Annotated in this window: 10 protein-coding genes, 1 tRNA gene and 1 other RNA gene; all 12 read left to right on the forward strand. The window is 56.2% G+C overall.

Annotated features, from left to right (window positions below; translation table 11 throughout):
- The first annotated feature begins 25 nt into the window (after positions 1-25).
- The 12 genes from IAE50_RS11775 (at position 26) to dppF (ending at position 11,167) form a co-directional block, all read left to right on the forward strand.
- Entirely contained in the window at positions 26-1,228 is a 1,203-nt protein-coding gene (locus IAE50_RS11775; protein ID WP_076769346.1) for an MFS transporter, read from the forward strand.
- A gap of 218 nt (positions 1,229-1,446) precedes the next feature.
- Positions 1,447-1,701, forward strand: coding sequence for a type II toxin-antitoxin system Phd/YefM family antitoxin (locus IAE50_RS11780; protein WP_232045137.1), 255 nt, complete (start codon positions 1,447-1,449; stop codon positions 1,699-1,701).
- Complete coding sequence (locus IAE50_RS11785) at positions 1,698-1,958, forward strand: Txe/YoeB family addiction module toxin (protein WP_054802690.1); 261 nt, start codon at positions 1,698-1,700, stop codon at positions 1,956-1,958. Before IAE50_RS11780 ends, IAE50_RS11785 begins: the two co-directional genes overlap by 4 nt.
- Before the next feature lie 103 nt (positions 1,959-2,061).
- A complete protein-coding gene (locus IAE50_RS11790) occupies positions 2,062-2,493 on the forward strand; it encodes an organic hydroperoxide resistance protein (RefSeq protein ID WP_042718589.1) in 432 nt (143 codons plus the stop codon).
- Positions 2,494-2,707: 214 nt separating this feature from the next.
- Entirely contained in the window at positions 2,708-4,390 is a 1,683-nt protein-coding gene (gene eptB / locus IAE50_RS11795) for a kdo(2)-lipid A phosphoethanolamine 7''-transferase (protein WP_200580325.1), read from the forward strand.
- 90 nt (positions 4,391-4,480) lie between these two features.
- Positions 4,481-4,557, forward strand: a tRNA-Pro gene (locus IAE50_RS11800).
- 36 nt (positions 4,558-4,593) lie between these two features.
- Positions 4,594-4,725: non-coding RNA, RtT sRNA (locus IAE50_RS11805), on the forward strand.
- Positions 4,726-5,483: 758 nt separating this feature from the next.
- Positions 5,484-7,091: a dipeptide ABC transporter periplasmic-binding protein DppA gene (gene dppA / locus IAE50_RS11810; RefSeq protein WP_200580326.1), complete on the forward strand. Its 1,608-nt coding sequence runs from the start codon at positions 5,484-5,486 to the stop codon at positions 7,089-7,091.
- Between the two features lie 141 nt (positions 7,092-7,232).
- The gene (gene dppB / locus IAE50_RS11815; RefSeq protein ID WP_042713258.1) at positions 7,233-8,252 is read left to right on the forward strand and encodes a dipeptide ABC transporter permease DppB; all 1,020 of its coding nucleotides are present in this window, start codon (positions 7,233-7,235) and stop codon (positions 8,250-8,252) included.
- Between the two features lie 9 nt (positions 8,253-8,261).
- Positions 8,262-9,164 (forward strand): dipeptide ABC transporter permease DppC, encoded by a 903-nt coding sequence (gene dppC / locus IAE50_RS11820; protein WP_042713257.1) that lies wholly within the window; start codon positions 8,262-8,264, stop codon positions 9,162-9,164.
- Between the two features lie 10 nt (positions 9,165-9,174).
- A complete protein-coding gene (gene dppD, locus IAE50_RS11825) occupies positions 9,175-10,167 on the forward strand; it encodes a dipeptide ABC transporter ATP-binding protein (RefSeq protein WP_200580327.1) in 993 nt (330 codons plus the stop codon).
- Positions 10,154-11,167 (forward strand): dipeptide ABC transporter ATP-binding subunit DppF, encoded by a 1,014-nt coding sequence (gene dppF / locus IAE50_RS11830; protein WP_042713255.1) that lies wholly within the window; start codon positions 10,154-10,156, stop codon positions 11,165-11,167. Before dppD ends, dppF begins: the two co-directional genes overlap by 14 nt.
- Positions 11,168-11,405 lie beyond the last annotated feature (238 nt).

Raw genomic sequence — 11,405 nt, forward strand, 5'->3', positions numbered from 1 at the left:
TTTATTCTTCTGCGGGACAACTGCCATGAATAGTTCCTTTGCTCAACACACTCGCTGGCTGACGCTGGTCGGCACCATCATCACGCAGTTTGCGTTAGGATCGGTTTACACCTGGAGTTTGTTCAATAGTTCGCTGGCGGAAAAACTGGGCGAGCCGGTAAGCCAGGTCGCGTTTTCCTTTGGCCTGCTGAGCCTTGGCCTCGCGCTCTCCTCCTCCGTAGCCGGTAAACTGCAGGAGCGTTTTGGCGTGAAGCGCGTCACCATCGCCTCCGGCCTGCTGCTCGGGCTTGGCTTCTTCCTCACCGCGCATGCGACCAATTTGATGATGCTGTGGCTCAGCGCAGGTGTGCTGGTTGGCCTGGCAGATGGCGCGGGCTACCTGTTAACCCTCTCTAACTGCGTGAAGTGGTTCCCGGAGCGCAAAGGGCTGATCTCCGCCTTCTCTATCGGTTCTTACGGCCTTGGCAGCCTCGGTTTTAAATTTATCGACAGCCATCTGCTGGCGACCGTTGGCCTGGAAAGCACCTTTATGATCTGGGGCGCGATCACGCTGGTGATGATTGTCTTCGGTGCGATGCTGATGACCGATGCGCCGCTGCAGAAAGTCTCCACCGTTAACGGCGTAGTGGAAAATGACTTCACGCTGGCGCAGTCAATGCGTAAACCGCAGTACTGGATGCTGGCAGTGATGTTCCTGACCGCCTGCATGAGCGGCCTGTATGTGATTGGCGTGGCGAAAGATATTGCGCAGGGGATGGTGCATCTGGATATTGCCACTGCTGCTAATGCGGTAACGGTGATTGCAATTGCCAACCTCAGCGGCCGCCTGGTGCTGGGTATCCTCTCTGATAAGATTGCCCGCATCCGCGTGATTACCATTGGTCAGGTGATTTCATTAGTCGGTATGGCCGCACTGCTCTTCGCACCGCTGAATGCCGTGAGCTTCTTTGCCGCCATCGCCTGTGTTGCTTTCAACTTCGGCGGCACCATCACCGTCTTCCCGTCGCTGGTGAGTGAGTTCTTCGGCCTCAACAACCTGGCGAAAAACTACGGCGTGATTTACCTCGGTTTCGGTATCGGCAGCATCTGTGGCTCGATTATCGCCTCACTGTTCGGCGGCTTTTATGTCACCTTCTGTGTCATCTTCGCCCTGCTGATCCTCTCGCTGGCACTCTCCACCACCATTCGCCAGCCGCAGCGCGAGGTCTACCAGCAAGCGCACGCGTAATAACGAACTGGCTACACCTTTGCAGGCCGCGGCAATCGTCGCGGCCTTGTTGTTTTCTGAATTTCTCACGCCATCAACGATTGTTGCGGGCGATCGCAATGCTAACTTTCACGGCCCGCTATGATTTCGCCCTGCCATCCGTTGCGTAAAGGGCGGGGTTCTATATGTACAGGTACTTGTACGTTAGCTATAGTGTCTCGCGTAACAGAACCTGGGAGATGAATATGCAACATGTTAACTACACCGACGCCCGCCAGAACCTGGCCTCGCTGATGCAGCAGGCAAATGACGAGCTGGCACCGATCCTTGTCACCCGCAAAGGGGCTAAAAGCGTGGTGGTTATCGATGCCGAGGAGTTTGCCTCTATGCAAGAGACGCTTCATCTGTTCAGCAACCCGGTCAACGCCGCGCATATTGAGCGCAGCATCCAACAGGCGGAAAGCGGCGACCTACAGGAATATAAATTTGAATGACGCCCAGGATAACGCCGGAAGCGCAAGCTGATATAGATTTCTGGAAGCAGAACGACCCTAAGGTAAAGCAGAAGATTGATACCCTCGTGAGGGATGCGCTTGAGCACCCTTTCCAGGGGCTCGGAAAGCCGGAGGCGCTTAAGCACCATAAGCCGCTCTGGTCGCGCCGCATCACCAAAGAGCATCGACTCGTTTACTACATAAAAGATGACTCGCTGATTATCGTTTCTTGCCGCTACCACTACGTAAATCTTTAATGCCTGGCCTCGCTTTCGCGAGGCTTTTCTCTATCTGCGCCGCACACTTTCCGCAAAGCGACTATCCTTATTAATCAGGTTCATCCAACAGAAGGAGTCACAAATGTCTTTAGAGAAAGTGGTTTACCGTGCTAAAGCGAAAGCAACCGGGGGACGCGATGGCCGTGCAACCTCCTCTGATGGTGTGCTGGATGTCAAACTGGGCGTACCGAAAGAGATGGGCGGCCCTGGCGGCGAAGTGACCAACCCGGAACAGCTTTTCGCAGCGGGCTACTCGGCCTGTTTCCTTGGCGCGCTAAAACACGTGGCGTCGACCGAGAAGAAGAAAGTGCCGCAGGATGCTTACATTGAAGGTCAGGTAGGCATTGGGCCGTTGCCGACCGGTTTTGGTATCGAAGCGCAGCTGGATATCCACCTGCCGGGCATGGATCACAAAGAAGCGGAAGAGCTGGTGCAAAAGGCGCATATTGTCTGCCCTTACTCCAATGCCACTCGCGGTAACATTGATGTAAAACTCAATGTAATCACCTCCTGATAACCCATCGCGGTTAACATTTTTTGCCATCGGCCATCTATTTTTTGTAAATATATGGCCGAATCTTATCTCCCATTGACACTTTTCCCTGCCGCTATGGTCTACTTAGCGCGCTTCAGAAGTTTCACGTATTAACTTCCTTCGCAATTGTTTAGCCTGACGCGTGAATGACTCTCGCTTTCAGGAGCTTTTTCCTCTTTTTTGAGCTGCTTGCATGAACTATATCAAAACGATTACCCAGCAGAAGTTAAGCTTCCTGCTTGCGTTGTATATCGGTCTGTTTATGAATAGCGCTGTGTTTTACCGTCGGTTCGATGGTTACGCGCACGCATTCACCCCGCTGAAAGGGCTCTCCGCTGCCGTGGAGCTGGTCGCGACCGTGCTGGTCACCTTCTTCTTACTACGTGTGCTGTCGCTGTTTGGCCGACGCGTCTGGCGTATTCTGACTTCGCTGATTGTGGTCTTCTCAGCCGCCGCCAGCTACTACATGACTTTCCTTAACGTGGTGATTGGCTACGGCATTATCGCTTCGGTGATGACCACGGATATTGACCTCTCCAAAGAGGTGGTGGGCTGGCAGTTGTTCGTCTGGATCGTGGCAGTGAGCGCGCTCCCACTGCTCTTTATCTGGCACAACCGCTGCCGCGACACCCTGCTGCGCCAGCTGCGTCAGCCTGGCGCGCGCATTCGCAGCGCAGGCCTGGTGGTGTTAGCCGGGCTGCTGGTGTGGGGGCCGATTCGCCTGATGGATGTGCAGCAGAAGCAGACCGAGCGCGCTTCGGGCGTTGATCTGCCAAGCTACGGCGGCGTGGTTGCTAACTCCTATTTGCCCTCCAACTGGCTCTCTGCGCTGGGGCTTTATGCCTGGGCGCGCGTCGATGAGTCTTCAGATAACAGTTCATTGATGAACCCGGCGACGAAGTTTACCTACGTCGCGCCGAAGGATATTGATGATACCTGGGTGGTGTTTATCATCGGCGAGACCACGCGCTGGGACCATATGGGTATGCTCGGCTATGAACGCAATACGACGCCGAAGCTGGCGCAGGAGAAGAACCTCGTCGCCTTCCGCGGTTACTCGTGCGATACCGCGACGAAGCTCTCGTTGCGCTGTATGTTTGTGCGCGAAGGCGGTGCGGAGACCAACCCGCAGCGTACGCTGAAAGAGCAGAATATTTTCGCGGTGCTCAAGCAGCTCGGCTTCTCCAGCGATCTCTACGCCATGCAGAGCGAAATGTGGTTCTACAGCAACACCATGGCGGACAATATCGCCTACCGCGAGCAGATAGGCGCTGAGCCGCGCAACCGTGGCAAGCACGTTGACGACATGCTGCTGGTCGACGAGATGAACCGCTCGCTGGCGGATAACGCCAACGGTAAGCATATGATTATTCTCCACACCAAAGGGTCACACTTTAACTATACCCAGCGTTACCCGCGCAGCTTCGCGCAGTGGAAACCGGAGTGTATGGGCGTCGATCGCAAGTGCAGTAAAGAGGAGATGATCAACTCCTTTGATAACTCGGTGACCTATGTCGATCACTTTATCGACAGCGTGATTGATAAGATGCGCGACCGTAAAGCGATTGTCTTCTACGCAGCGGATCACGGTGAATCGATCAATGAGCAGGAGCACCTGCACGGCACGCCGCGCCATATGGCACCGCCGGAGCAGTTCCGCGTGCCGATGATGGTGTGGATGTCTGATAAATACCTTGAAGACCCGCAGAAGGCGCAGATGCTGGCGCAACTCAAGCAGCAGGTGGCCTATAAAACGCCGCGCCGCCACGTTGAGCTGTACGACACCATTATGGGTTGCCTCGGTTATACCTCGCCGGACGGTGGGATTAACGAGAATAACAACTGGTGCCGTTTACCGGGGCAGGCCGCGAAGTAACGCGCTGCTGGCTTTCTCGCCAGTCAGTTAGCTTTTTTCGATTAAAGGATTGACGGGGCATGTCGGCGGCAGTAAGATGCGCCCCGCATTCGGTGATTGGCGCAGCCTGGTAGCGCACTTCGTTCGGGACGAAGGGGTCGGAGGTTCGAATCCTCTATCACCGACCAAATTTAGAAAAACCCAACCGCAAGGTTGGGTTTTTTGCTTTCTGCGTCCGAAAGAGGATGAGAACCTCCGGGGGTGGAGGTTCGACTCGAGCGCAGCGAGAGAACGTTGCGCAGCAACGGCCCGCAGGGCGAGCCACGCAGTGGCGAGTCATCCTCTGGCACCGACCAAATTTAGAAAAACCCAACCTTACGGTTGGGTTTTTTGCTTTCTGCGTCCGCTCAATTGCCTGATGGCGGCTTCGCCTTATCAGGCCTACGCGATCCAGCAAAATCCTCAATTCCGTAGGCCGGATAAGCGTTCACGCGCCATCCGGCAAACCCACGATCCCGCACCCAATCCATCCGTAAAAAACCAAAACCCGCTGAAATTCCTCTTATCCCTGCTTCCCGCTGCCTGACGGCTATTTTTTGCGATATTCCATCGTATTTATTTATATATCTAACGATCTTTTTTCGCGTTGCTTATGGATAAAGTCAGCATTTTGCGCTGTGCGTTTTAGCGTTCGCGGGATATACCGCTCAGATAATCATCATTGTGATAGAAATTTTTCATAATCTGCATGAATGTTAATCACTGGGTAAGGGCGCTTTATAAGGGGAATATTCTGCCTCTGCGCCTTTAGCATAAATTTCCCTGCTGAATATGGCGGCTTGAACTTTTTTTTAACTTTGTTTGCCGATTCTCACCGTCGTTGTAAATCCCGGTTACCTGTATTGACGTTTTGACATTCTGTTGACAGATTGTAGGGCATGAGGGGCATTTCATGGAGAATCTGTACTGCAACTCAGTCAACCTTGTGAAAGGAATCCCCATCTCTCATAACGCCTGCGGGCACAACCGACCAGACCGGGTAAAAAACTAAAAAAGGCCTGTCGGACATACCCACTGCATGGGTAACAACACATATCACATTGGAGCAGAATCAATGAGTATTTCCTTGAAGAAGTCAGGGATGCTGAAGCTCGGTCTTAGCCTGGTGGCCATGACCGTCGCGGCAAGCGTGCAGGCTAAAACCCTGGTTTATTGTTCTGAAGGTTCGCCCGAAGGTTTTAACCCACAGCTTTTCACCTCTGGTACCACTTACGATGCCAGCTCTGTGCCAATTTATAACCGTCTGGTTGAGTTCAAAACCGGCACCACGGAAGTGATTCCGGGTCTGGCGGAGAAGTGGGACATCAGCGAAGACGGCAAAACCTACACCTTCCACCTGCGTAAAGGCGTGAAGTGGCAGGACAACAAAGAGTTCAAACCGACGCGTGAATTCAACGCCGATGACGTGGTGTTCTCTTTCGAACGCCAGAAAAATGCCCAGAACCCGTACCATAAAATCTCTGGCGGCAGCTACGAATACTTCGAAGGCATGGGTCTGCCGGATCTGATTAGCGAAGTGAAAAAAGTCGACGATCACACCGTGCAGTTCGTGCTGACGCGCCCGGAATCGCCGTTCCTCGCTGACCTGGCAATGGACTTCGCCTCCATCCTCTCCAAAGAGTACGCGGACAACATGCTGAAAGCCGGCACGCCGGACAAAGTTGACCTCAACCCAATCGGTACCGGTCCGTTCCAGCTGCTGCAATACCAGAAAGACTCGCGCATTCTCTACAAAGCGTTTGAAGGCTTCTGGGGCACCAAGCCGAAGATCGATCGCCTGGTCTTCTCCATCACGCCGGATGCTTCCGTGCGCTACGCCAAGCTGCAGAAAAACGAATGTCAGGTGATGCCGTACCCGAACCCGGCTGACATCGCGCGCATGAAGCAGGACAAAAACATTAACCTGATGGAGCAGGCTGGCCTGAACGTCGGTTACATGTCCTTCAACACCGAGAAAAAACCGTTTGATGATGTGAAAGTGCGCCAGGCGCTGACCTACGCGGTAAACAAAGAAGCGATCATCAAAGCGGTCTATCAGGGCGCGGGCGTTGCGGCGAAAAACCTGATTCCGCCGACCATGTGGGGCTATAACGACGACGTTAAAGACTACACCTACGATCCGGAGAAGGCGAAGCAGCTGCTGAAAGAAGCCGGTCATGAGAAGGGCTTCACCGTTGAGCTGTGGGCAATGCCGGTACAGCGTCCGTACAACCCGAACGCGCGCCGTATGGCTGAGATGATTCAGTCTGACTGGGCGAAAGTGGGCGTACAGGCCAAAATCGTCACCTACGAGTGGGGCGAATACCTCAAGCGTGCGAAAGCGGGCGAGCATCAGGCTGTGATGATGGGCTGGACCGGCGACAACGGGGATCCGGATAACTTCTTCGCCACCCTGTTCAGCTGCGCAGCAGCGAAAGATGGCTCCAACTACTCGCGCTGGTGCTACAAGCCGTTTGAAGATCTGATTCAGCCGGCGCGCGCCACTGACGATCACAACAAGCGTATTGAGCTCTACAAACAAGCGCAGGTAGTGATGCATGACCAGGCTCCGGCGCTGATCGTCGCGCACTCCACCGTCTATGAGCCAGTGCGTAAAGAGGTGAAAGGCTATGTGGTTGATCCATTAGGCAAACACCACTTCGAAAACGTCTCTGTCGAATAATAAGTAAAATGCCTGATCTCCCCCTCTTCGCTGGGAGAGGGGGAGAGGTCTGTTCCCTCTTGTAATAAGAGTGGAAATACATTTGTGAGCAATACAGACGTGCCGTCGCCAGGCGTCGCGTCACTACTGAGAATCCGGGTTATGTTGCAGTTCATCCTCCGACGTCTGGGGTTAGTTATCCCGACGTTTATCGGTATCACCCTTCTCACCTTTGCCTTTGTTCATATGATCCCCGGCGATCCGGTGATGATCATGGCGGGTGAGCGTGGTATCTCCCCTGAGCGTCACGCTCAGTTGCTGGCCGAGCTCGGTCTCGACAAGCCGCTGTGGGAACAGTATGTCCACTATGTGTGGGGCGTATTGCACGGCGATTTAGGTCTCTCATTGAAGAGCCGTCTTCCGGTGTGGGACGAATTCGTGCCGCGCTTTAAAGCCACGCTGGAGCTGGGCGTCTGCGCGATGATCTTCGCCGTTGCCGTCGGCATTCCGGTGGGCGTACTTGCTGCGGTCAAACGCGGCTCCATCTTCGATCACACCGCCGTGAGCATCGCGCTGACCGGCTACTCCATGCCGATCTTCTGGTGGGGCATGATGCTGATTATGCTGGTCTCGGTGCAGCTAAACCTGACGCCGGTCTCCGGGCGCGTCAGCGATATGGTGTTCCTCGATGACACCAACCCGCTCACCGGCTTTATGCTGATCGACACCGCCATCTGGGGCGAAGAGGGCAACTTTATTGATGCCGTCGCGCACATGATCCTGCCGGCCGTCGTGCTCGGCACTATTCCGCTGGCGGTGATTGTGCGTATGACGCGCTCCTCGATGCTGGAAGTGCTGGGCGAAGACTATATCCGCACCGCGCGCGCCAAAGGGCTGACCCGTATGCGGGTGATTATCGTCCACGCGCTGCGCAACGCGATGCTGCCGGTGGTAACGGTTATCGGTCTGCAAGTCGGCACCATGCTGGCGGGCGCGATCCTGACCGAAACCATCTTCTCCTGGCCGGGCCTTGGCCGCTGGCTGATTGATGCACTGCAACGCCGCGATTATCCGGTGGTGCAGGGTGGGGTGCTGCTGGTCGCGACGATGATTATCCTCGTCAACCTGCTGGTCGACCTGCTGTACGGCGTGGTGAACCCGCGTATTCGGCATAAGAAGTAAGGGGCCATCATGTCACAAGTTACTGAAAATAAAGTTATCTCTGCGCCGGTGCCCATGACGCCGCTGCAGGAGTTCTGGCACTACTTCAAACGCAACAAAGGCGCGGTTGTCGGCCTGGCCTATGTCGTGGTGATGTTGATTATCGCCATCTTCGCCAACTTCATCGCGCCGCATAACCCGGCGGATCAGTTCCGCGATGCGCTACTGGCACCGCCGGTCTGGCAGGATGGCGGCACCTGGACGCATATCCTCGGCACCGATGATGTGGGCCGCGACACGCTGTCGCGTCTGATGTTCGGCGCGCGCCTCTCGCTGCTGGTTGGCTGCCTGGTGGTGGCGTTGTCGCTGGTCGCCGGGATTATCCTCGGCCTGGTGGCGGGCTACTTCGGCGGGCTTATCGACAACATCATTATGCGCGTCGTCGATATCATGCTGGCACTGCCGAGCCTGCTGCTGGCGCTGGTGCTGGTGGCGATCTTCGGCCCGTCGATCGTTAACGCCTCGCTGGCATTAACCTTTGTCGCCCTGCCGCACTACGTGCGCCTGACGCGCGCCGCCGTGCTGGTGGAGGTGAACCGCGATTATGTGACCGCTTCCCGCGTGGCGGGTGCAGGCGCGATGCGTCAAATGTTCGTCAATATTTTCCCGAACTGCCTTGCGCCGCTGATCGTTCAGGCGTCGCTCGGCTTCTCTAACGCCATTCTCGATATGGCCGCCCTTGGCTTCCTCGGCATGGGTGCGCAGCCGCCAACACCGGAGTGGGGCACCATGCTCTCCGACGTGTTGCAGTTCGCACAGAGTGCCTGGTGGGTCGTGACCTTCCCGGGTCTGGCGATCCTGCTGACGGTGCTGGCATTTAACCTGATGGGTGACGGACTGCGTGATGCGCTCGACCCCAAACTGAAGCAGTAAGAGGTTCGAGATGGCGTTATTAAATGTAGATAAATTATCGGTGCACTTCGGCGACGTTGGTGCCGAGTTCCGCGCCGTAGACCGCATTAGCTACAGCGTAAACCAGGGCGAAGTGATCGGCATTGTTGGCGAGTCCGGCTCCGGTAAATCGGTCAGCTCGCTGGCGATCATGGGGCTGATTGATTTCCCCGGCCGCGTAATGGCAGAGAAGCTGGAGTTTAACGGTCAGGATTTAAAACGGATTTCCGAGAAAGAGCGCCGCAGCCTGGTTGGCTCGGAAGTGGCGATGATTTTCCAGGATCCGATGACCAGCCTTAACCCCTGCTACACCGTCGGTTTCCAGATTATGGAAGCGATTAAAGTGCATCAGGGCGGCAATAAGAAAACCCGCCGCCAGCGGGCGATCGACCTGCTCAACCAGGTCGGCATTCCCGACCCGGCTTCGCGGCTCGACGTTTACCCGCACCAGCTTTCGGGCGGTATGAGCCAGCGCGTCATGATCGCGATGGCGATTGCCTGCCAGCCGAAGCTGCTGATTGCTGATGAACCGACCACTGCGTTGGACGTTACCATTCAGGCGCAGATCATCGAACTGCTGCTGGAGTTGCAGCAGCAAAAGAACATGGCGCTGATTCTGATTACGCACGATCTGGCGCTGGTGGCGGAAGCGGCGCACAAAATCATCGTGATGTATGCAGGCCAGGTGGTAGAGGCGGGCGAATCGCGGGATATCTTCCGCGCGCCGCGTCACCCGTACACCCAGGCGCTGCTGCGCGCGCTGCCGGAGTTTGCCCAGGACAAAGCGCGTCTGGCGTCGCTGCCGGGCGTAGTACCGGGGAAATATGACCGCCCAAGCGGCTGTCTGCTCAACCCGCGCTGCCCCTATGCGACGGACAAATGCCGCGTCGATGAGCCGGGTCTGAACACCGTCGACGGCGGCCGCCAGTCCAAATGTCACTACCCACTCGATGATGCCGGGAGGCCGAATTATGAGTACGCATGAGGCCACTTCGCAGCAGCCGCTGTTGCAGGCGATCGACCTGAAAAAACACTACCCGGTGAAGAAGGGCTTTTTCGCCCCGGAGCGCCTGGTCAAAGCGCTGGACGGCGTCTCGTTTTCGCTGGAGCGCGGCAAAACCCTGGCGGTGGTCGGCGAGTCCGGCTGCGGCAAATCAACGCTTGGCCGCCTGCTGACGATGATTGAAACGCCGACCGGCGGTGAGCTCTACTACCAGGGCCAGGATCTGCTCAAGCACGATCCGCAGGCGCAGAAGCTGCGTCGGCAGAAAATCCAGATCGTCTTTCAGAACCCCTATGGCTCGCTGAACCCGCGTAAAAAAGTGGGGCAGATCCTCGAAGAGCCGCTGTTGATTAACAGCTCGCTCAGCAGAGAGGCGCGCCGCGAGAAAGCGCTGGCGATGATGGCGAAAGTGGGGCTGAAAACCGAGCACTATGACCGTTACCCGCATATGTTCTCCGGCGGTCAGCGTCAGCGTATTGCTATCGCCCGTGGTCTGATGCTCGACCCGGACGTGGTGATTGCCGACGAACCGGTTTCAGCGCTCGATGTCTCCGTGCGCGCGCAGGTGCTGAACCTGATGATGGATCTGCAGCAGGATTTGGGGCTCTCCTACGTCTTTATCTCGCACGATCTGTCGGTGGTGGAGCACATTGCTGATGAGGTGATGGTGATGTACCTCGGCCGCTGCGTGGAGAAGGGCAGCAAAGAGCAGATCTTTGCCAACCCGCGCCATCCTTACACTCAGGCGCTGCTCTCCGCGACGCCGCGGCTTAATCCGGACGATCGCCGCGAGCGCATTAAGCTTACCGGCGAGCTGCCGAGTCCGCTCAACCCGCCACCGGGGTGTGCCTTTAATGCCCGTTGTAGCCGTCGCTTCGGCCCCTGCACGCAGTTGCAGCCGCAGTTGAAGGATTACAATGGTCAGCTGGTGGCCTGTTTTGCGGTGGATAAGGATGAGAATCGCGAGATCCCGCAGGTGTAGGTTTATTTGTAGGCCGGATAAGGCGAAGCCGCCATCCGGCAATGGGCCTGGTATGTGGCATTGGTGGAAGGGTTCCGTTCCGTAGGCCGGATAAGTGTTTTACGCGCCATCCGGCATGTTCGGCGGCGCTTATGCTACATGGGTGGAATGATTCCGTTCACCAGGCGCTGGGGAGTTTCATCAACCACTTATGCGGTGAACGGGACAAAGGGAGCGGCCGCGCTCCCCTTGTCAATCC

It is taken from the genome of Kosakonia sp. S42, from assembly GCF_016624785.1.
Taxonomy (GTDB): Bacteria; Pseudomonadota; Gammaproteobacteria; order Enterobacterales; family Enterobacteriaceae; genus Kosakonia; species Kosakonia cowanii.

What these genes read in the sequence shown, in the direction of transcription:
- dppB (WP_042713258.1), top strand. Translation starts at nt 7,233, where the DNA reads ATGTTGCAGTTCATCCTCCGACGTCTGGGGTTAGTTATCCCGACGTTT.
- IAE50_RS11790 (WP_042718589.1), top strand. Translation starts at nt 2,062, where the DNA reads ATGTCTTTAGAGAAAGTGGTTTACCGTGCTAAAGCGAAAGCAACCGGG.
- IAE50_RS11785 (WP_054802690.1), top strand. Translation starts at nt 1,698, where the DNA reads ATGACGCCCAGGATAACGCCGGAAGCGCAAGCTGATATAGATTTCTGG.
- IAE50_RS11775 (WP_076769346.1), top strand. Translation starts at nt 26, where the DNA reads ATGAATAGTTCCTTTGCTCAACACACTCGCTGGCTGACGCTGGTCGGC.
- dppA (WP_200580326.1), top strand. Translation starts at nt 5,484, where the DNA reads ATGAGTATTTCCTTGAAGAAGTCAGGGATGCTGAAGCTCGGTCTTAGC.
- dppD (WP_200580327.1), top strand. Translation starts at nt 9,175, where the DNA reads ATGGCGTTATTAAATGTAGATAAATTATCGGTGCACTTCGGCGACGTT.
- eptB (WP_200580325.1), top strand. Translation starts at nt 2,708, where the DNA reads ATGAACTATATCAAAACGATTACCCAGCAGAAGTTAAGCTTCCTGCTT.
- dppC (WP_042713257.1), top strand. Translation starts at nt 8,262, where the DNA reads ATGTCACAAGTTACTGAAAATAAAGTTATCTCTGCGCCGGTGCCCATG.
- IAE50_RS11780 (WP_232045137.1), top strand. Translation starts at nt 1,447, where the DNA reads ATGAATATGCAACATGTTAACTACACCGACGCCCGCCAGAACCTGGCC.
- dppF (WP_042713255.1), top strand. Translation starts at nt 10,154, where the DNA reads ATGAGTACGCATGAGGCCACTTCGCAGCAGCCGCTGTTGCAGGCGATC.